This is a genomic window from Arthrobacter sp. SIMBA_036, assembly GCF_046535135.1.
Taxonomy (GTDB): domain Bacteria; phylum Actinomycetota; class Actinomycetes; order Actinomycetales; family Micrococcaceae; genus Arthrobacter.
In genome coordinates, this window is sequence record NZ_JAWRXG010000002.1 from 34,315 (window position 1) to 54,127 (window position 19,813).

The 19,813-nt window shown below is 63.5% G+C and carries 16 protein-coding genes and 1 pseudogene; 5 read left to right on the forward strand and 12 right to left on the reverse strand.

Annotated features, from left to right (window positions below; genetic code table 11):
- Window positions 1-13: 13 nt before the first annotated feature.
- Window positions 14-943, forward strand: coding sequence for a LysR family transcriptional regulator (locus tag SB659_RS02935; protein ID WP_410549429.1), 930 nt, complete (start codon window positions 14-16; stop codon window positions 941-943).
- Between the two features lie 25 nt (window positions 944-968).
- Here SB659_RS02935 and gatB read toward each other — a convergent pair whose 3' ends face one another.
- The 6 genes from gatB to SB659_RS02965 all read right to left on the reverse strand — a co-directional run bounded on the left by gatB (window position 969) and on the right by SB659_RS02965 (window position 7,159).
- Window positions 969-2,477 (reverse strand): Asp-tRNA(Asn)/Glu-tRNA(Gln) amidotransferase subunit GatB, encoded by a 1,509-nt coding sequence (gene gatB, locus SB659_RS02940; RefSeq protein ID WP_284977788.1) that lies wholly within the window; start codon window positions 2,475-2,477, stop codon window positions 969-971.
- Entirely contained in the window at window positions 2,477-4,045 is a 1,569-nt protein-coding gene (gatA, locus tag SB659_RS02945) for an Asp-tRNA(Asn)/Glu-tRNA(Gln) amidotransferase subunit GatA (protein WP_410549430.1), read from the reverse strand. Before gatA ends, gatB begins: the two co-directional genes overlap by 1 nt.
- Window positions 4,046-4,049: 4 nt before the next feature.
- Window positions 4,050-4,346: an Asp-tRNA(Asn)/Glu-tRNA(Gln) amidotransferase subunit GatC gene (gatC, locus tag SB659_RS02950; RefSeq protein ID WP_410549431.1), complete on the reverse strand. Its 297-nt coding sequence runs from the start codon at window positions 4,344-4,346 to the stop codon at window positions 4,050-4,052.
- An 87-nt stretch (window positions 4,347-4,433) separates the two neighbouring features.
- Entirely contained in the window at window positions 4,434-5,090 is a 657-nt protein-coding gene (locus tag SB659_RS02955) for a DUF1345 domain-containing protein (RefSeq protein ID WP_410549432.1), read from the reverse strand.
- Window positions 5,087-6,190 carry an AI-2E family transporter gene (locus tag SB659_RS02960; protein ID WP_284977782.1) on the reverse strand — a complete coding sequence of 368 codons (1,104 nt, stop codon included), beginning with the start codon at window positions 6,188-6,190 and terminating at the stop codon, window positions 5,087-5,089. The genes SB659_RS02955 and SB659_RS02960 overlap by 4 nt, the downstream gene beginning before the upstream one ends.
- Before the next feature lie 87 nt (window positions 6,191-6,277).
- Entirely contained in the window at window positions 6,278-7,159 is an 882-nt protein-coding gene (locus SB659_RS02965) for a cytochrome c oxidase assembly protein (RefSeq protein WP_284977780.1), read from the reverse strand.
- A gap of 144 nt (window positions 7,160-7,303) precedes the next feature.
- Between SB659_RS02965 and SB659_RS02970 the strand changes: the two genes are divergently transcribed.
- The gene (locus tag SB659_RS02970) at window positions 7,304-8,827 is read left to right on the forward strand and encodes an LCP family protein (RefSeq protein ID WP_284977779.1); all 1,524 of its coding nucleotides are present in this window, start codon (window positions 7,304-7,306) and stop codon (window positions 8,825-8,827) included.
- A gap of 33 nt (window positions 8,828-8,860) precedes the next feature.
- On the opposite strand, the gene SB659_RS02975 is transcribed toward SB659_RS02970, so the two are convergent.
- Complete coding sequence (locus SB659_RS02975) at window positions 8,861-10,348, reverse strand: CitMHS family transporter (RefSeq protein WP_410549433.1); 1,488 nt, start codon at window positions 10,346-10,348, stop codon at window positions 8,861-8,863.
- Between the two features lie 130 nt (window positions 10,349-10,478).
- Here SB659_RS02975 and SB659_RS02980 point away from each other — a divergent pair, with 130 nt between their 5' ends.
- On the forward strand, window positions 10,479-12,161 hold the full coding sequence (locus SB659_RS02980; RefSeq protein ID WP_410549671.1) for an ATP-binding protein: 1,683 nt from the start codon (window positions 10,479-10,481) through the stop codon (window positions 12,159-12,161).
- Window positions 12,154-12,813 carry a response regulator gene (locus SB659_RS02985; RefSeq protein WP_284977775.1) on the forward strand — a complete coding sequence of 220 codons (660 nt, stop codon included), beginning with the start codon at window positions 12,154-12,156 and terminating at the stop codon, window positions 12,811-12,813. The genes SB659_RS02980 and SB659_RS02985 overlap by 8 nt, the downstream gene beginning before the upstream one ends.
- 31 nt (window positions 12,814-12,844) lie before the next feature.
- Here SB659_RS02985 and SB659_RS02990 read toward each other — a convergent pair whose 3' ends face one another.
- Window positions 12,845-13,357 carry a GNAT family N-acetyltransferase gene (locus SB659_RS02990; protein WP_284974467.1) on the reverse strand — a complete coding sequence of 171 codons (513 nt, stop codon included), beginning with the start codon at window positions 13,355-13,357 and terminating at the stop codon, window positions 12,845-12,847.
- A 295-nt stretch (window positions 13,358-13,652) separates the two neighbouring features.
- Between SB659_RS02990 and SB659_RS02995 the strand changes: the two genes are divergently transcribed.
- A complete protein-coding gene (locus SB659_RS02995; RefSeq protein ID WP_410549434.1) occupies window positions 13,653-15,020 on the forward strand; it encodes an LLM class flavin-dependent oxidoreductase in 1,368 nt (455 codons plus the stop codon).
- Between the two features lie 106 nt (window positions 15,021-15,126).
- Here the strand turns inward: SB659_RS02995 and SB659_RS03000 are convergent, their stop codons facing one another.
- The 4 genes and pseudogenes from SB659_RS03000 to SB659_RS03015 all read right to left on the reverse strand — a co-directional run.
- Window positions 15,127-15,951 (reverse strand): inositol monophosphatase family protein, encoded by an 825-nt coding sequence (locus tag SB659_RS03000; protein WP_410549435.1) that lies wholly within the window; start codon window positions 15,949-15,951, stop codon window positions 15,127-15,129.
- Window positions 15,948-18,260: an NAD-dependent DNA ligase LigA gene (gene ligA, locus SB659_RS03005; RefSeq protein WP_410549436.1), complete on the reverse strand. Its 2,313-nt coding sequence runs from the start codon at window positions 18,258-18,260 to the stop codon at window positions 15,948-15,950. Before ligA ends, SB659_RS03000 begins: the two co-directional genes overlap by 4 nt.
- Window positions 18,261-18,299: 39 nt before the next feature.
- Window positions 18,300-18,917 carry a hypothetical protein gene (locus SB659_RS03010; RefSeq protein WP_410549437.1) on the reverse strand — a complete coding sequence of 206 codons (618 nt, stop codon included), beginning with the start codon at window positions 18,915-18,917 and terminating at the stop codon, window positions 18,300-18,302.
- 114 nt (window positions 18,918-19,031) lie between these two features.
- Window positions 19,032-19,811, reverse strand: a pseudogene (locus SB659_RS03015) (PP2C family protein-serine/threonine phosphatase); the annotation flags it as partial.
- Between the last annotated feature and the right edge of the window lie 2 nt (window positions 19,812-19,813).

Consider the following 19,813-nt stretch of genomic DNA (forward strand, 5'->3'; position numbering starts at 1 on the left):
TTAGGATTTACTAATGGAAATCCATCAGCTTCAGATGCTCCGCGAGCTCGGGGACCTTGGGAGCGTCAAGGCCGTGGCAGAGACCCTCATGGTGACTCCGTCCGCCGTCTCCCAGCAGCTTGCCCTGCTACAGAAATCGGTGGATGTACCGTTGACGCGCAAGGAAGGCCGCGCACTGGTGCTGACGGACGCCGGCCGCGTCCTTGCCGAGGCGGGAGCCGCCGTCGTGAACGCCATGGCAGATGCCCGCGCGGCTATTGGCGCCTACCACGATGCCCCCGACGCACCGGTGAGTGTTAGCGCCTTCCACAGTGCGGGGCAGGCGCTTTTCGCGCCCTTGGCGGCGCACCTGGCGTCACGAACGGGACCCGACGGCGGGAAGTCGCCGACGCTTCGGCTCTCGGATGAGGACGTGGCACAGGAGGAATTCCCCGGTTTGGTGGCCCGGTATGACCTTGTCCTGGCACACCGGATGGACAACAGCCCACCGTGGCCCGAGGACAAGGTGGCTGTGATCCCGTTGGCTGACGAGCCGCTGGACGTCGCTTTGCCGGCCGGCCACCCATTGGCCTCCCGGCCCCACCTGAACCCGGCCGACGTCGTTGGCGAACCGTGGGTGACCAGCCGCGACGGCTACTCCCCCGCCGATGTCCTTGCCGCGGTCGTTGCCGTCAGCGGCAGGCCAGCAGAGGTCCTGCACCGGATCAACGACTATTCGACCGTCGCCGCGCTGGTCTCGGCTGGCGGGGCGATCGGTTTGCTGCCGCGCTTCACCGCCCGCCGGGTGCTCGACGCCGGTGTGGTGCTGCGGCCGCTGTCCGGAGTGAACTCGGTGCGCAAGATCGACATCCTGGCCCGGCCGGAAACCCTGAAAAGGAAATCGGTCCTGACGGTTTGCGAATCACTTCAAACCGTCATGACCGGGCTTTCCGGGCCAGCCTGACCTACTTGGGTGGGCTGGCTGGGTCTTAGCCCTGCACTCCGAGCTTCTCAAGGATGAGCTCGCGCACGCGACCTGCATCAGCCTGGCCCCGGGTGGCTTTCATAACCCCGCCCACAATGGCGCCAATGGCCTGCACCTTGCCGCCACGGATCTTCTCGGCTACGTCCGGCTGCGCCGCCAGGGCTGCATCGATCGCCTCCAAGAGCGGACCGTCGTCGGACACAACCGCGAGGCCGCGCTTCTCCACGATCTCGGCCGGGGCACCTTCGCCGGCGAGTACGCCGTCCAGGACCTGGGTGGCCATCTTGTTGTTGATTTTGCCGTCTTCGACGAGCTTGTTCAGCTCAACGATCACCTGCGGGGTGACGCCGAGCTCGCCGGGTTCGACGTCGGCCACCTTGGCGCGGCCCACGATCTCACCCATCCACCACTTGCGGGCCACATCGGCCGAGGCACCGGCTGCGATGGTTTCCTCGATGGAGTCCATGACCCCGGCGTTGACGACGTCGCGGAACTCCAGGTCCGAATAACCCCATGCTTCCTTGAGGCGTTTGCGGCGCTCGGCTGGCGGCTCGGGAAGGGTTGCACGCAGTTCCTCCACCCATTCGCGTGAGGCGACCACGGGGACCAGGTCCGGCTCGGGGAAGTAGCGGTAATCGTCGGCGTCGGACTTGGGCCGGCCCGACGTCGTCGAACGCGTGTCCTCGTGCCAGTGGCGCGTCTCCTGGATGATCGGCTGCCCCGAATCCAGAACGGCAGCGTGGCGCTGGATCTCGTAACGGACGGCGTGCTCGACGGCGCGCAGCGAGTTCACGTTCTTGGTCTCGGACCGGATGCCGAACCGTTCCTGGCCGTGTGGGCGGAGTGAGACGTTGGCGTCACAACGGACGTTGCCGCGCTCCATCTTGGCATCGGACACACCGAGGTTCTTCACAATCTCGCGGACAGCGGCGACGTACGCCTTGGCCAATTCCGGCGCGCGGCTCCCGGCTCCCTCGATCGGCTTGGTGACGATCTCGACCAGCGGAACACCCGAACGGTTGTAGTCCACCAAGGAGTAGTCGGCACCCTGGATACGGCCCGTGGCGCCGCCCATGTGGGTGAGCTTTCCGGCGTCTTCCTCCATGTGGGCGCGTTCAATCTCCACGCGGAAGACGGTGCCGTCCTCGAGCTCGATGTCGAGGTACCCGTCGTAGGCAATGGGCTCGTCGTACTGTGAGGTCTGGAAGTTCTTGGGGGTGTCCGGGTAGAAGTAGTTCTTCCGTGCGAACCGGCAGGACTCGGCGATCTTGCAGTTCAAGGCAAGGCCGATCTTGATGGAGGACTCCACCGCGGCCTTGTTTACCACCGGCAGGACGCCGGGCATGCCGAGGTCGACCTCGTTGACGTTGGTGTTCGGCTCATCACCGAACACGTTCGGCGCGGAGGAGAACATCTTCGTTTTGGTGTTGAGCTCCACGTGGACCTCAAACCCCAGGACGGGATCGTACTTCTCCATGGCCTCTTCGAAGCTCAGGGTTGCGTCAACGGACATTAGTTGGAACCTCCGGCAAAGTTGGAAACGGCACCAAGGGCAGCACTTTTGAGATCCGGCGCCTTGGAGAGCATCGGGCCGCCCCACTTCTCTTCAAGGATGGATTCGAGGACGGCACCCACGCGGTACAGGCGTGCATCTTCGCGGGCAGGAGCCAACAACTGGATACCAACCGGCAGACCGTCTTCATCAGCCAGGCCACCAGGCAAGGACAGGCCCGGGATCCCGGCAAGGTTGGCCGGGATCGTGGCGACATCGTTCAGGTACATGGCCAGCGGATCATCCAGCTTCTCCCCCAACTTGAACGCGGTGGTGGGAGCAGTGGGAGAAATCAAGACGTCGGCCTGCGCGAACGCAGCGTCAAAGTCGCGCTGGATCAGCGTACGGACCTTCTGCGCAGAACCGTAGTAGGCGTCGTAGTAGCCGGCGCTCAGGGCGTACGTGCCCAGGATGATACGCCGCTTGACTTCGTCGCCGAATCCGGCGGCGCGGGTGGCGCCCATGACCCGTTCGATGGTCATGGGTCCTTCGGTGGGCAGTACGCGCATCCCGTACCGGACGCCGTCGAACTTTGCCAGGTTGCTTGAAACCTCGGACGGCATGATCAGGTAGTAGGCGCCCAAGGCGTACTTCAGGTTGGGGCAGGAAACCCCGACGATTTCGGCGCCTGCATCCTTAAGGTGCTGCAGGGACTCGTTGAAGCGGTTCTCGACGCCGGCTTGGTAGCCTTCGCCGTGCAGTTCCTTGATGATGCCGATCTTCATGCCCGCAACGTTTCCAACGCGGGCAGCGGCAACGAGGTTATTGAAAGGGTCCGTCAACGACGTGGAGTCAAAGGGATCATGTCCGCCAATGACTTCCTGCAGCAGGGCGGAGTCCAGTACCGTTCGCGCCACAGGGCCGATCTGGTCCAATGAGGACGCCATGGCGATCGCACCATAGCGGGAAACGGCACCGTACGTGGGCTTCATGCCCACGGTTCCGGTGACGGCACCCGGCTGGCGGATGGAACCACCGGTGTCAGTCCCCAGCGCCAGCGGCGCTTCGAAGGCGGCGACGGCGGCAGCGGAACCACCGCCGGAACCGCCGGGAATGCGGTTCAGGTCCCAGGGGTTCCGGGTAGGCCCGTACGCTGAGTGCTCGGTGGAGGACCCCATGGCGAATTCATCGAGGTTGGTCTTGCCCAAGATGGGCATCTTGGCCGCGCGCAGCTTCTTGACCACCGTGGCGTCGTACGGGCTGTGCCAGCCCTCGAGGATCTTCGAACCTGCAGTGGTGGGCTGGCCGATGGTGACGATCAGGTCCTTCACCGCGATCGGAACGCCGGCCAGGGCGTGCAGTTCCTCGCCGGCCGAACCGCCGGCGGCGCGCGTGGCGTCGACCTCGGCAGCTACTGCCAAAGCCTCTTCACTGTTGACGTGCAGGAAGGCATTTACCTGCGGGTCGACGTCGGCAATCCGATCAAGGTGCGCCTGCGTCACCTCGACGGCGGAGACGTCGCCCGCCGCCAGCTTCGCCGCGAGATCGGCAGCAGAGTGGCGGATGAGTTCATTCTTCAGGTCAGTCATCGTGTTAGTCCTCATCCAGGATTGCCGGGACCTTGAAACGGTTCTCGAAAGCATCCGGAGCCCCGGACAACGCCTGCTGGGCGGTGAAGGTGTGGCCCACCACGTCCTCACGGAACACGTTGGTCAGCGGAATCGGGTGCGACGTAGCGGGTATGTCCTCCCCCGCGGCCTCGCTCACGGACTTCACTGAATCCACGATGACGGCGAGCTCGCCGGCCATCCTGTCCAGTTCTTCGGCACTCATTTCAATGTGAGCCAGGCGCGCAAGATGCGCGACGTCGTCACGGTTGATCGCAGCCATGGATCTCCCCTGCAAAGTTCAAATGGTTTTCCGGTCCAGTCTACTGGCCAACCGGGCACGCTCGGACGGCCTGTTTGGCCGCCCACGTCAGTGGATCAAGCCTGAAACCAGGTTGATGACGGTAGCCAAGACAATTGCGCCGAGCAGGTAGGCCAGCAGTGCGTGGCGGAGCGCCGTGTAACGGACGGCGTCCGTAGTGAGGTCTGTATCGGAGACTTGGAAGGTCATTCCGATGGTGAACGAGAGGTAGGCAAAGTCCTTATAGCACGGCGGCCTGTGCTTGTTGAAGTCCACGCCGCTGGAGTCGCGGTAGTACAACGTGGCGTACCGGAGGGTGAAGAGCGTATGGACCAACAGCCACGACAGGATCACACTGCCCAAGGCCAAAGCGATGATTGCTGCTTTCAGGCCGCCTTGAGCCGAGGCTGCCTCCAACAGGATCAAGGCGACACCACCGAAGCTGCCCATGGCGGCAACCAAGACGAGAATGTCCGACCAAACACGGCCGGGGTCCTCCTCCCGGGCCCGGGCATGCGTGGCCGTCCGCTCGGCATCCAGGCCGTGAATGGCAGACCACACCCAAATGAGATACGTCAAAGACGCCGCTGCCCAGCCAAGCGCCGGAGCGTAGGCCCATGCCCCGAAACTTCCGACGGCGAGGGCTACTGCCAGCCCGACGACAACCATCACCACCAAGCGCACCAACGATTTGTGGGCAAGCGCCCGGAACCTGCTCCTGATCATGGCCGTTCCTCCACGACGGCAGTTTCTGTGCGGCCTTCATGGACAGGGGTAGTCCCGGACAAAGTCTTGATAACGGTCCACCCCACTGCGGTCACCGGAACCGCGAGGAGTGCGCCAACAATCCCGGCGAGCATGGTCCCTGCCGCTAATGCCAGCAGGATCACCAGCCCGTGAATGCTCAAGACCCTGCCCATCAAGAGCGGCTGCAGGAGGTGGTGCTCCAACTGGTTGGCGCCGATAACGACGGCGAGTATCACCAAGGCGGCCACCGGGCCGTTCGAGATCAGGGCGACAGCTACAGCCAAAGTACCGGCCGCCGTCGCGCCCACGATCGGGATGAATCCGCCGATAAAGACGAACGCACCGAGCGGAAGCGCCAGGGGAACACCGGTCAACGCCAAGGCAACGCCAACAATCAAACCGTCCGTCGCCGCGACGACGGCCGTGCCACGGACGTACCCGCCAAGGACGATGGCGCTCCGTTCCATGGCCAGGTGCGCATTGGACTGGCCGTCAGCGGGAAGGAATCCAATCAGGAAATTCCGGATCTTGTGGCCGTCCTTGAGGAAGAAGAACAAGATGACAGCCATGAGCACTACGCCGGCGAGGATCTCCCCCAGGGTGCGCACCCCGGTCAGCGCTTCAGTTCCGAACGCACTCGAGGTCAGGAAATGTTGCACGGAGTCCTTGGTTGCCGTGAGCTGGGCATCGCTGACAGGGACCGGTCCGGAGTTCAGGAAGTCATGCAGCCGGTCGATACCGGCAACCGCCTTCGCCGCCAGGTCCTTCGACTGGGCACGGACGAGAAAGACGATGCCGGTGACCACGCCTCCGAAAACAGCGAGTATCGCGACAAATGAGGCCAGGACCGCAAGGGCGCGGGGCCACCTGTGCCGGGCAAGCCATCGCACCAGCGGCGAGATGGCCGAGGCAAGGATCAGTGCGATCAGCACGGGAATCAAGACCAGCGGGACTCGCGTCAACGCCCAGATGACCAGCCACGCCAGCGCGGTGACAATCAGGACTTGCAGGGCTCGAATGCTCGCACGGCCCAGTCCGTCAGTCCACAGCGATGCCAAACCAGGGCGGTTGCCAGGCATGGAATTCTCCCTTCCAATAGCCAGAGCGAACGATCATTCCCTCTTACCAGCGCCGCTGAACGTCCCCAGGGCAGTAGAAAAGTAAGCTTACTGGCTTCTGCGCAGATGTTGGGCGTTCAGCTCTTCCAATTCCTGGTCCGTGAGGTCGTCAAAACTCTTGGCTTCGCGCTTGTCACTTCTGGAGAAACGCATGAACATCAAGATGATGAGCGGCAGATCCACAATCTCGCAGACGAACCACAGGGCATCGCCCGCCAACTGCTGGTCGCGGAGCGGATCCGGGAACCAGGCCAACGAGGACTGCCTCGCAACCACGTGGTCAAGGACCTGTCCGTTGAGTCGAAGCAGGATGCCGGGGACAGCATCCACCAACAGCTCAATGAAAACGAAAACGAATTCCAAGGTGATGTAGGTGCTGGAACGTTGGAAGTCTGATTCTTCGATGATCGGAAGCGCCATCAGGAGGCCCAGCAACGGAACCAGGAGGGTCACCAGCGTTTCGGCCAACGGATCTGCGCGCAGGGTATGAAAGGCCGGAGTCAGGAACGTGGAGAACAAGGCCAAGCCCAACAGGGGCGCTGCCAAGGAGTTGCTGACGAACCTGACGGCGCGATGGGCGAGCACGGCATTGAGCCTGGTGATTCCACCCTGGGACAGGGCGGCGCGAGCCAACGAGATGGGCCGGCCCAAGCCCACTAACAGGGGGACAACAAAAAGGAGCAGGGAAACTTTGAGGGTAAAGGCCCAGCGCAGCTCAGCGCTGTAGACGCCCAGGAAGCCACACGTGAGGACGGCAAGGGACCCGAGACCCAGGAAGTAGAAGGCCAGGGTTCGCCAAAGCGGCCAGCGGTGACCGTTGGCAGCAGCTGCCCTCAGGCCGAGCCCATAGAGCACACCGGAAACACAGATCATCACTACAGCTGCCCAGTCAATCCGCCAGGCGCTACCAAGAACGTCAAAGGGCGGCACACCGCAATGATAGCGCGTGCAGATGGGAGGCCGCGGGGAGAATGGTCTCACGGCCCGGACCTTCGCATAATGGGCAAATCAGGGAAGTTCTCAGATTCAGTAAGTAACATGGGCCAGTCCGTACCCTGAGGAAAGGTCATTGTTGTGTTCGGTCGTCACGAAAGTCCCGACCCCAACTCCCCAGTTGCGGATCAGGCCCGCTACCCCGGCCAAGGCACCCTCGTTGAAGGCAGCCTGGGTCGTCACGGCCGCCCACGGGGGCGCCGCCGCTGGTTAAGGGTCACCGTCATTGTGGTAGCTGCCCTCCTTCTGGGAGTGGTAGCGTTCGGCGGCTATTGGGTATGGCGGTTGCAATCGAACATTTCGGCTACTGCACTGGGGGCCGGCGGGGCGCGGACCGAAGGTGCGGTCAATGACAGCAAAGACCGCCTCCAGATCCTCGTCTTGGGAAGTGATACCAGGAGTGGAAAGAACGGTCAGTACGGCTCCGCCGACCAATCCTCCGGCTACGGTCAATCCGATGTGATGATGCTGGTGGATATTTCCGCGGACAACAACCACGTTAACGTGATCAGTTTCCCCCGGGACTTGCTGGTTGACGTGCCAGCGTGCAAGGACCAGAGCAACGGCCAGGAACATGCCGGGCGGCAGGCCGCGATGATTAACAGCGCCATGGCCGAAGCCGGAATCGGCTGCGCCGTGGACACCATCAACAAACTCACGGGCTTGGAGGTTGACCACTTCATGATGGCGGATTTCAACGCCGTCAAGGAGCTCTCGTCCACTGTGGGCGGCGTTTCAGTTTGCGTTGCCTCCGCTGTGGATGACCCGGAGTCCGGACTGCACCTTCCGGCAGGAACCTCGCAGGTCCAGGGCGACCAGGCCCTCGCATTCCTCCGCACCCGCCATGCTTTCGCCAACGGCGGCGATCTTGGCCGCATTGCCGCTCAGCAGTCTTTCCTCGCCTCCCTGACCCGCAAGGTGAAATCCGAGGGCACCTTGAGCGATCCGCAAAAGGTCCTGGCCATCGCCGATACGATGACCAAGAACCTGACGGTGGACAATGGCCTGGCCTCCATTCCGGCCCTGCTGACCCTCGCGGACCGCCTCAAGAACATCGACCCCGCCAAGGTGGATTTCGTGACAGTCCCTACGGTCCCTGCCGCTTCTGATCCGAACAGGCTGCAATTGGACGAGCCCGCTGCTTCGAACCTCTTTGCCGCATTGCAGAACAGCGCAGACCTTTCCCAGGCCGGAAGCCCATCGGCCGCCCCGACTACCGCGGCGCCTAAGCCTTCCTTCGACAAGTCCCAGCAGCCCATCAGTGTTGCCAACGGAACCAACGTCTCCGGTAGGAGCAATGCCATCGCGGCAATGGTCACGGCAGCTGGTTACACCAAAGTCACCCGGCTCCAAGGAGACGCCAGGCCCACCACCATGGTCTATTACCAGGCCGGTTTCGAGGACGTCGCCGCCGACATAGCAGCACAGTTCGGCCTCCCTGCAGCGAACATCCAGCAGGTCAACAACATTCAGGGCGTGCAGCTCTACGCTGGCCAGGATTTCGCAACCGGCGACAAGCCCGTCCTGCCTGCGGCCGCACCAGGCGGCATCGCAGCCAAGACGGGCAACGACCAAACCTGCCAGGCAACCAACCCCGTCGGCTAACGGCGGTGGCTGATCGGCTGGAGGAAGACTCGCTTAGCCGATTCCGATCGCGCCGGTCAGGACGCCAACCAGCAGCATGACCAGCGAGATAACCGCCGTGCGCCAGAGGACCTTCTTGTGGTGATCGCCCAGCTCCACCTTCGCTAGGGAAACCAACAGGAGGATGGCCGGAACCAAGGGACTCTGCAGGTGGAAGGGCTGGCCCGTAATCGATGCGCGGGCCATGTCCGCCGCTCCGACGCCATAGTGTGCTGCCGTTTCACTCAACACCGGAAGCGCACCAAAGTAGAACGCATCGTTGCTCATGAAGAACGTCATCGGAATGCTGAGCAGCCCCGTGATGACTGCCATGAACGGGCCCATGTCCGCAGGGATGATCTGAACCAGCCACGTGGACATCGCTTTGACCATGCCGGTGCCGTTAAGGACACCGGTGAGGACTGCAGCGGCCATGACCATGCTGACGACGGCGACGATCGAGGGCGCATGGGCAACGAGCTGGGCGCCTTGTTCCTTGACCTTGGGGAAGTTCACCAGCAGCGCGATGGCGGAGCCCACCATGAACACGAACGGGAGCGGAATGACATTCGCCACCAGGACCACCATGACAGCTACCGTCAGCGCCAGGTTGAACCAGAACAGCTTGGGCCGCAGTGTTGTGCGGTTGGGATCCAGGGCGGTATCTGCCATGGCGGCGTCGTGGGTATCCACGAGGGTCGCTACTACAGTTTCGTTTCCCAAGAGCGCGACGCCGGAACCTCCGCCGTCGACGGGTTTGCGTGCGCTGCGGCGAAAACCAAAGGTGCCACCAGCCTCAGCTGCTTCCCCCCACACCTCCGGTGCCACAGCGCGCAGGCGGTTACGTTCCTGAAGGCCGAGCAGCCAAGCGAAGACCATCACAATAACCAGCCCGACGATCAATGACGGGACCATGGGGACAAAGACGTCGTTCACGTCGATCTTCAACGCGGTGGCGGCGCGGGCCGTCGGGCCACCCCAGGGAAGGATGTTCATGGTTCCGTTGGCCAGGCCAGCCACACAAGTTAGGACGACCGGGCTCATCTTGAGGCGCAGGTACACCGGGAGCATGGCCGCAGTGGTGAGGATGAACGTAGTGGAGCCGTCACCGTCGAGGGAGACCGCAGCAGCAAGAATGGCCGTTCCGAGAACCACCTTTGCCGGATCGTTGCCCAGCTTGCGCAAGATGAATTTCACCAGGGGGTCGAACAGGCCGACGTCGATCATCATCCCGAAGAAGATAATGGCGAACATCAGCAACGCTGCCGTGGACGTCATCGACTTCATCGAATCCATGACCATGGGGCCAATGCCCAGGCCCGCGCCGGCGAACAGTCCAAAGACGGTGGGAATGATGATCAGCGCCAAGACCGGCGTCATCTTTTTGGTCATGATCAGGACCATGAATACCGCAATCATTGCGAATCCAAGCAAAACCAGCATGGCCGGCTCCTTTACAACTGTGAATGGCACCACAGCGGTGTGATGCGCACTACGGAACATATAGTGGCGAGGATCACGGGCCGGTGTTTCCGGGATTTGTTCGGAATACTGCTCATTCCGGACGTTGTGCGCATTGTGCTCAGTGCTTCAATGGAGCAGGAGGAAAGGAGGGCAGGTGCCCAGGATCAGCATGCGCTTCTCTACCCAAACCCTCCTCCTCCAGCTGGGCGTGGTCCTGTTGGTGGTCATGCTCAGTGGCGTTGTACACGGGTGGCTGGTCTACCAACGCATCGGCAGCGAGGCCGAAAACCAGGCGTTGACGCTCGCCCGGACGGTGGCTGCCGACCCCACGGTCAGGACGGACGTCCAGGAAATCAGCAGGGAGGTGGGCACGCCTCCCCCGGCTGTGCTGTCCGCGGGTCCCTTGCAGGCCGCCGCCGAATCGGTGCGGGCCCGGACAGGGGCCCTGTTCGTAGTCATCACGGATGAAACGGGGCTCCGGCTGGCGCATCCTGACACCGCCAGGCTGGGCGAACGCGTCAGCACGGACCCGTCCGTGGCCCTTGGCGGGGCGGAAATCACCACCCGCAACACGGGCACGCTGGGACCCTCTGCCGGAGCCAAGGTCCCGGTGTATGCCCCGGCCTCGTCCACGACGATCGTCGGCGAGGTGAGCGTTGGCTACTCCGTGGAATCGCTGACCAAGAGCCTGGCCAGCGACATCACCCCGATCGCGCTGACTGCCGGCGGCGCCCTGCTTGCCGGTGTCCTGGCATCGTTCCTCCTTCGACGACGACTGCAGCGCCTGACCCTCGGCCTGGAGCCGGAGGAAATCAGCACACTTGTCCACGACCAGGTCGCGGTCCTCCAAGGAGTGGACGACGGCGTGATCGGCATCAGCGCGGACGGAAGAATCTCCGTGTTCAACGCGGCAGCATCGAGGCTCCTCGGCATTCCCGATCTGACCGGCCAAGCGTGGTCCGGCGCAGCAGTACCTGGGCAACTGAAGACGATGACCAAACCTGCCGCGCAGGACGCGGACGCCGTCGAGATCGTGGCCGGTGGCCGTGTGTTGGTTGCCAGCGCCCGGAAAGCGTGGCACCGCCGGGAGGACCTCGGCTGGGTGGTCATGCTGCGCGACCGCACAGAACTGCAGCAGCTGACCCGCCAACTCGACGCCGTTGGAACCATGAGCGCAGCACTCCGCGCCCAGCGCCACGAATTCGCCAACCAACTCCACACCATCGCCGGGCTCATGAGCATGGGGCAGCACCGGCAAGCCGAAGAGTACCTGGCCCGTATCTCGGCAACAGGTCCGCTCAAATTTCCCGTGGAACAGGCCGAACTCCTCCAAGACGCCTACCTGCAGGCTTTTGTGGGAGCCAAGAGCGTGGAAGCCTCCGAGCGCGGCGTCGCCTTACGGATAGGCCCTGAAACCCTGGTTCGCGGGCACGTGGCCGATCCCCAGGACGTGACCACGGTGCTCGGCAACCTGATCGACAACGCGGTCAGCGCCGCCGTCGACGGTTCCGCCGCGGATCGCTGGGTGGAGGTGGAACTGCTGGACGCTGACGACGACGGCGGCACGCTCCACATCGTGGTGGGCGACTCCGGCGATGGCCTGGGAAACCTGGAACCCGAGGAGGTCTTTGCCGAGGGATTCACCACCGCCGCCCACCCCGCCCGGCCGGGAGCCGGACAAGGACTGGGCCTGGCTCTGGTGCGCCAACTCGCACGGCGCCGTGGTGGTGATGTTCGCGTGCTGGAGCCGGGTAGGCAAGGCGGACCGGGCGCCGTCTTCATGGCGACCGTCCCCGGTGTGATGAGTGGGGCCAAGACGGGGGAAACGTCGGGAAAGGACAGCAGTGGTTGAGGACTTGAGGGTTCTGATTGTGGACGACGATTTCCACGTTGCAAGGCTCCATGCTGCCTATGTGGATTCCGTGGCCGGTTTCATGGCCTTGGCCCCGGCAGGTTCAGTATCGCAGGCGCTGCAGTCCATCCACGGCCTCCGGCCCGACCTAGTCTTGCTGGATGTCTATTTACCGGACGGCTCAGGGCTTGATCTATTGGGGCAGTTGGACATCGATGCCATCATCCTGACGGCGGCCTCCGACGCTCCATCCATCAGGACGGCCTTTCGCCGGGGCGCCCTGGGCTACCTGCTGAAACCGTTCACCGCGGAATCGTTGTCCCAGCAACTACGGTCCTACGCACGGTACCGCAGGATTCTTGGCCAGCAAGCCACCGTGGACCAAGGCAGCATCGAGCGGGCCAAGCGGGCACTCATCCCCGGCGATGTGACGCCGTCGGCGAAACCGCGGTCCGCAACCGAGGCGGCGGTCTTGGAGGCGTTACAGCCCGGAGAGCAGTACTCCGCTGTGGAAGTCGCCGAACGCGTCGGCGTTTCAAGGGCCACAGCGCAAAGGTACTTGTCCTCGCTAGCTGACGACGGCGCCGTCGAGATCCAACTTCGCTACGGAACCACCGGCCGCCCGGAACACCGCTACGGGGTGCCGGGCTGATGTGCCTGCCTGACCTGGAGGCTTCTGGTCGTTACGGCTGTGTGAGCTCCAGCCGGTAAACGAACAGCTTTATATCGGTGCCGGGAACGAACCAGTCGCGGTGCGGAGCACGGTCAAAACCGGTCCGCGCATACAAGGCATTCGCGCTTTCCCACGTTGCGCCAGTGGTGAGCGAGACCGCCCTGATGCCGTCCATCGCTTTGGCTTGGTCCACGACGGCCTGCACCAAGGCGCGGCCCGCACCGGACCGTTGCACCGCCGGGTCCACCACAAGGGTGCGTAGTTCCAGCTCGTCATCGAGCCCGATGTCGGAGAACCCTCCCCCGGCCGGAGCTGCCGTCACAGAACCGATGACCCTGCCATCACGCTCAGCGACCAGGATCTCAGCGTGTTCCGCGCGCCCCGCCACGTCCTGGAGCTTCTGCAGGTACGGGTGGTCGGCATCGCCGTAGTAGCCCGCCGTGACGTAGGAGTCCTGCGTAATCCGGGCAACGGCGTCGTAGTCTTCCGGCAGGGCGGGACGGACGGTAATCGGGGAAAGCACCTACCAATGGTAGTCGCCCGGCAAGCGCGCAAGGCCGCAAACCGGCCTTTCCGTGATGGAACTATCAGTCACGGATCGAACCCACGACGTCGGACGGCCCTGTACCGCTGTTCGGGGAGGCAACCGTGCGGGTGCTTCAGCGTTGCGTTGCGTGGCGTTGAATTGAGTTCCGTTGCGCGTCATGAACCCCCGTTTCGCGCTGTTGCGGGCACATGTCGGGCCGCTGGCGGGGGCGGTAAGGAGCGTGCTTGAGTTGCGACATCCTGACTGACAGACCCCCAACTGAGGAGAACCCATGACCCCGCCAGACCGCCAGCTGCACCTCAATGCATTCCTCATGAGCACGGGCCACCATGAAGCCTCATGGCGCCTGCCCGAGAGCGATCCCCTTGCGATTACCAAAGTGGAGCACTACCAGCACCTGGCCCGGACGGCCGAGCGCGGCAAGCTGGACTCCATCTTCTTTGCGGACTCCCCCGTCCTGTTTGGTGAAGTGGGCCGCCGCCCTGCAGGTAAATTGGAGCCCACTGTGTTGCTAACGGCTCTTGCGGCCGCCACACAGCGGATCGGGTTGATTGCCACGGCTTCCACTACCTATAACGATCCCTTCAACCTGGCCCGTCGTTTCGCCTCGGTGGACTGGGTCAGCGGTGGACGTGCGGGATGGAACGTTGTGACAACGGCAGGACCGGATGCTGCCCGCAACTTCGGCGTGGATGACCAACCGGCCCACGCCGTCCGCTACGAACGCGCAGCCGAATTCATCGAAGTCGCCCAGAAGCTTTGGGACAGCTGGGACGATGACGCCGTCCTGGCCGATAAAGCCGAAGGAGTGTGGGCTGACGACACGAAGATCCGCGTGATAGATCACGAGGGAGAGCACTTCCGGGTCCGTGGTCCCTTGAATGTTCCACGCTCACCCCAAGGCCACCCACTGATCGTGCAGGCCGGGTCCTCCGAGAACGGGAAGAACCTGGCGGCGCAGTACGCCGAGGCAGTCTTCACGGCCCACCAAACCTTGGATGGCGCGCAGGCCTTCTACTCGGATGTGAAGGCACGGACGGCAGCGGCCGGACGTGACCCCGAAAGCATCAAAATCCTGCCGGGCATTGTGCCCGTCATCGGCTCCACCGAGGCCGAAGCGATCAAGCTTGAGCGCGAACTGGACGAGCTCATCAAGCCGGAGTACGCACGGGAGCAGCTGGCCAAAACCCTTCGGCTGTCCCCTGACGATCTCCCGTTGGACCGCCAGCTACCGGCGGACCTCCCGTCGGAGGACGAGATTGAAGGAGCCAAGAGCCGGTACACGCTCATTGTGGAACTGGCCCGGCGCGAACAACTCACCGTTCGGCAGCTGATCGGCAGGCTCGGCGGCGGGCGTGGACACCGAACGTTCTCGGGAACCCCCGATCAGGTGGCCGACGCCATCCAGGAATGGTTCTTTGCCGGAGCCGCGGATGGCTTCAACATCATGCCTCCCGTGCTGCCCTCCGGTTTGGAGGTCTTTGTGGACCACGTTGTGCCCATCCTGCAGCAGCGCGGCCTGTTCCGGACCGAGTACACGGCCACAACGCTGCGGGGACACTACGGACTCGATCGCCCCGGAAACCGCTACGCGGGAGCGGAAGCCAAGGAACTTACCTCGATCGGGTCTGCGTTCTAGCGAGGCAGGCAGCTGGCCCGGGTCATCGCCCGGGCCAGCTCCACGCCGGAGATGGTTGACCGCGACGATGGTGCACGGCGGAGATGGTTCACGGCGTCAGGGGACGTCACAAGGGGAATTTGCCCGATAGCTCCAATGGTCCTGCACACATCCACGCCGCCAAGCGGTCATCGGTGGTGGGGCCGCCGTCGAGCGGACTTCGCAGCCGAGGGCGGCGCACCCAGCAACCGGCCTCTTCAGCGATCAACGCGCCTGCGGCGAAGTCATGTTCATTGAGGCCACGTTCCCCGTAGGCGTCGAAAGTGCCGTCCGCCACCAGGCAAAGATCCAACGCTGCCGAACCCAGCCGGCGCACATCGGCAAACCCGTCCATCAGCCCGGCAAGTCCGGCCGCTTGGTCCGCGGGGGTGGCAGGATCGTAGCTGAAGCCGGTGGCCAAGATGAGGCCCGTCCGCCCGTTCACCGGACCGGACAACTGCGTTTTCTCTCCTGCAATCTCAAGCCACGCTCCCTGACCGCGTGCAGCCGAGTAGACGCGTCCCAACGCGGGTGCGTGGACCACGCCCGCCAACCACGCGCCGTCGGCGTCCGCTACCGCCACGGACGTGGCGTAGTACACGATGTTGCGGATGAAGTTGGTGGTCCCGTCCAAGGGATCAATGGACCAGCGATATCCCGACGGAGTTTCAGGGCGGGTTGTGCCGTATTCCTCCCCGGTGATGGTGTCTTGGGGGCGTTCAGCGGCAATTGCTTCGCGGACCGCGTTCTCCGCGGCGACATCGAAAGCCGTGACCCAGTCGCCGGCCTCGCCTTTGTTGGACGTATCGAGGCCTTCGCCACCGGTGCCGCTGGCGGAGCGCTGGGCAAGCACGGCAGCCCCGGCCGCTGCAGCCCGTTTGGCGACAGCGAGCAGTTCCATCGAATCGGTCATTCCGCGTCTGCTTCCATGAGGTCCTCGGCAACCGCTTCTGCGGGTGGGGCTTCGTCTGCGGGTGCAACTGCAGCCTCGGCCGTAACGGGCCCGTTCGCGAGAAGCTCGCGGAAGCCGTCCTCGTCCAATACGGGCACGCCCAGCGCCTCTGCTTTGTCCAACTTTGTTCCGGCGCTCTCGCCGGCCACCAAATAGCTGGTGTTCTTGGACACGGACCCCGAGGCCTTCCCACCACGGATGATGATGGCTTCCTTCGCCTCGTCCCGACTGAAATTGGGCAGAGTTCCGGTGACCACCACGGTCAGGCCCTCAAGTGTCCGCGGCACGGAGGTGTCCCGTTCGTCTTCCATCCGGACCCCGGCAGCAGCCCAGCTGTCCACGATCTCGTTATGCCAGTCCACGGCAAACCATTCCTTGAGCGCCACAGCAATGGTGGGTCCCACACCGTCCACGTGTGCCATTTGCTCTTCGGTGGCGTTGCGGATTGCGTCCATGCTGCCGAACGCCGTGGCGAGGGCGCGGGACGCGGTTGGACCGACGTGCCTTATGGACAGCGCCACCAGCACGCGCCACAACGGCTGCTTCTTGGCCTTCTCCAGTTCCGCGAAGAGTTTCTCCGTGGTAGCGGTCGGCTTCGAGGGCGACTTGGCTGTTCCCTTGGTGTAAAAGTACGGAACGAGCTCGTACTCGCCGGTTCCCACTCCCTTGGAACGCTTTTCCCGGCGGATCAAGACGTCTGCAAGATCCTCGCGCTTGAGGCTGAAGAGCCCTGCTTCACTGGTCAGCGGTGGGGTCTCGGGCTCTGCGGGCTGGGTCAGGGCGACAGCGGCTTCCCAGCCGAGGGCCTCAATATCGAACGCGCCCCTGCTCGCAACATGGAACACACGCTCACGCAGCTGTGACGGGCAGGACTTGGCGTTGGGGCAGCGAATGTCCACATCGCTTTCCTTTGCCGGCGCCAGTGGGGTGCCACAGCTGGGGCATTCGGTGGGCATCACGAATTCCCGGACGGGCGGATCCTGTTGATCCCGCAACGCGAGCACTGGGCCTACGATCTCCGGGATAACATCGCCGGCCTTCCGGAGGATCACGATATCGCCGATCATCACGCCTTTGGCTTTGACTACATCCTGGTTGTGGAGGGTGGCCATGCCAACGGTGGAACCGGCTACTTTGACGGGCTCCATCAGGCCGAAGGGCGTGACGCGCCCAGTTCGGCCCACATTGACGGCGATGTCCAGGAGCTTGGTGTGAACCTCCTCAGGCGGGTACTTGTACGCAGCGGCCCATCTGGGGACGCGGGAGGTATTGCCGAGGGCGCGCTGGGTGGCGAAGTCGTCGATTTTCACCACGATGCCATCGATCTCGTGAGCGAGATCGTGCCGGTGTTCGCCATAGTGGGCAATGAACTTCAGCACGTCGTCGAACGAGTCCAGGACCTTCAAATAAGGGCTGATGGGAAGCCCCCACGCCTCCAGGAGCTTGTAGGTTTCGGACTGGCTCGCGGCGTCCAGCCCTTCGCGGGCCCCGATTCCGTGGACATACATGCTGAGGGGACGCTTGGCGGTTTCCGCAGGATCTTTTTGACGCAGGGAACCGGCTGCGGCATTCCGGGGGTTTGCCAGAGGAGCCTTTCCAGCAGCCGCCAGCTTCTCATTGAACTCAAGGAACGCCTTGGAGGGGATGAATACCTCGCCCCGTATTTCCACTTCCGACGGGTACCCGGAGCCCTTCAGTTCGCGGGGAATCTCCTTGATGGTCAGGACATTGTGGGTAATGTCCTCACCCGTGGTGCCATCGCCACGGGTGGCCGCGCGCACCAGCTTGCCATCCCTGTACAGCAGGTTCACTGCGAGGCCGTCGATCTTCAACTCGGTCAACCACGCAATGGGCGGCACGGAGTCACCCAGTTTCGCAACAGAGGCCTCGGCTTTGCGGACCCAGGCTTCGAGTTCTTCCAACGAGAAGACGTCGTCCAGGCTGTACATCCGCTGCAGGTGCTCCACTGCGGCGAAAGCGGAGGAGACTTCGCCGCCGACTTCCTGGGTGGGGGAATCGTTGGAGACAAGCTCCGGGTGGAGCGCCTCGAGTTCTTCCAGTCGACGGTAGAGGGCGTCATACTCGGCATCTGACACCGTGGGTGCGTCTTCCTGGTAATACGCATACCGGTATTTGCGGACCAGGTCCGACAGCTGCTCGTACTCGTCGCGCAAGGACGCCGACGGCGAAGGCCCGTCTTGTGCCGCGACGGCTGCAGCCGCGCCGTGGACCGTGGTGTCTACCGGATCAGGATTCTCTGGTGTGCTCACAGCTCTATCTTGCCGCAAGGCACCGACAAAAATGTGGTGCTAGTGCGAGGACAGCCGGTTCTTGCTCCACAGCGCGAAAGCCAATCCGCCCAGGCCCACCAAGAGCACGCCACCCAAGATGCCTACGAGGCCGAGGACATTGGGGCCTGGCCCGGGGTTTCCCACGAGAATTGCGGCCGCTGTCTTTTGGCCCTGCTGCACCGGCGTATCCCAGTTGGATGAGGTGGACGGGCTTGAACTCGGGCTCGCTGAGCTGGGGCTCGCAGAGGGAGTGGCCGACGGCGTTGCTGACGCGCTGGATGCGTCCTGCCCGGGCACTGGTTCGGACGACGCCGGAACCGGATCGTTGACGGAAGGTGCTGCGGGGGCGGGAGCCTGCACCACGGCGGCCGGCTGCGGAACCCGAACAGGCGGAGCCGGAACCGCGGGAACTGCTACAGGCTCGTGGATCTGGGTCGGGACAGGATCTGGAGCAGGTTTTTTGCTGGGTGCAGGGGCTGGTGCCGGCTGGGCGGTGGCAGCCGGTGGGGTGGGGACTTCCACCTGGCCGCACGCAACTTTGGACTTGTCGGTGCACGGAGCCGCCTGGGCAGCGACGGCAGGGCCAACAAGCAGCCCAGCGGTCAACAGGAGAGCAGGGACAACAGAGTGTCTCATGGTGTAAACCTCTACGAGGGGTTGGGGTGCCTCGAGTAATCAGGGAGTTAGGGCGTTTCCGGAAATCCTCCTACATCCTTCCATGCCCACGCAAATCCGCTGCCGCCAGGCTCAGACCGCTTTGGCGTCTATCACAAGCGCCGTGACGTTATCCCGTCCGCCGCTTTTGAGCGCTGCCTGAATCAGCGTGTCCACTGTTTCCTGAGGATCGGCGACGGTGCTCAGGATGCCGAAAATGTCCTCATCCTCGAGCTCGCCGTTGAGGCCGTCCGAGCACACTAAGACGCGGTCCCCCGGTTCGATGGGCAGCAACCAGAAATCGGCCTCTGCTTCATCTCCGGTGCCCAGCGCCCGCGTCACCACGTGGCGGCGGGGGTGGACGGCAGCCTGCTCCGCGGTGATATGGCCGGAATCCACCAGTTCCTGAACTTCTGAGTGGTCCACGCTCACTTGGGCGAAGCGACCTTGGCTGATGCGGTAGGTCCGGGAGTCCCCGATGTTCATCACGAGCCAATAGGGCAGGCCCAGATGCTCCACGACAACCACACCGGAGAGCGTCGTTCCGGCTTTGGCTCCGGTTGCTTCCCGGATGGCCTGGTGGGCTTTCAGCAGGCATGACTGCAGTTCAGCGGGAGAGGCCGTCCGCACACCGGGCGCCACTTCGGGCGCACTGCCTAGGGTCTTGACGCAGACCGCGCTGGCGATTTCCCCTGCTTCGTGGCCACCCATGCCATCGGCGACGGCGAAAACAGGATCGGCCACGATATAGGAATCCTCGTTCAGTTCACGCCGCAGGCCGCGATCGGTTCCATAGCCGTAAGTCAGCAGGAACGACGTCGGCCTTCCGGCCGGATCTGATGCCGAACTTGCCGGGGTGGTCGGCTGTGAATTCATGC

Excerpts from the sequence above, each read along its gene's own strand:
- SB659_RS03010 (WP_410549437.1), bottom strand. The coding sequence starts at position 18,917 with ATGAGACACTCTGTTGTCCCTGCTCTCCTGTTGACCGCTGGGCTGCTT.
- SB659_RS02975 (WP_410549433.1), bottom strand. The coding sequence starts at position 10,348 with ATGTTCCGTAGTGCGCATCACACCGCTGTGGTGCCATTCACAGTTGTA.
- SB659_RS02960 (WP_284977782.1), bottom strand. The coding sequence starts at position 6,190 with ATGCCTGGCAACCGCCCTGGTTTGGCATCGCTGTGGACTGACGGACTG.
- SB659_RS02935 (WP_410549429.1), top strand. The coding sequence starts at position 14 with ATGGAAATCCATCAGCTTCAGATGCTCCGCGAGCTCGGGGACCTTGGG.
- SB659_RS03000 (WP_410549435.1), bottom strand. The coding sequence starts at position 15,951 with ATGACCGATTCGATGGAACTGCTCGCTGTCGCCAAACGGGCTGCAGCG.
- SB659_RS02995 (WP_410549434.1), top strand. The coding sequence starts at position 13,653 with ATGACCCCGCCAGACCGCCAGCTGCACCTCAATGCATTCCTCATGAGC.
- SB659_RS02955 (WP_410549432.1), bottom strand. The coding sequence starts at position 5,090 with ATGATCAGGAGCAGGTTCCGGGCGCTTGCCCACAAATCGTTGGTGCGC.
- gatA (WP_410549430.1), bottom strand. The coding sequence starts at position 4,045 with ATGACTGACCTGAAGAATGAACTCATCCGCCACTCTGCTGCCGATCTC.
- SB659_RS02980 (WP_410549671.1), top strand. The coding sequence starts at position 10,479 with ATGCGCTTCTCTACCCAAACCCTCCTCCTCCAGCTGGGCGTGGTCCTG.
- gatC (WP_410549431.1), bottom strand. The coding sequence starts at position 4,346 with ATGGCTGCGATCAACCGTGACGACGTCGCGCATCTTGCGCGCCTGGCT.
- gatB (WP_284977788.1), bottom strand. The coding sequence starts at position 2,477 with ATGTCCGTTGACGCAACCCTGAGCTTCGAAGAGGCCATGGAGAAGTAC.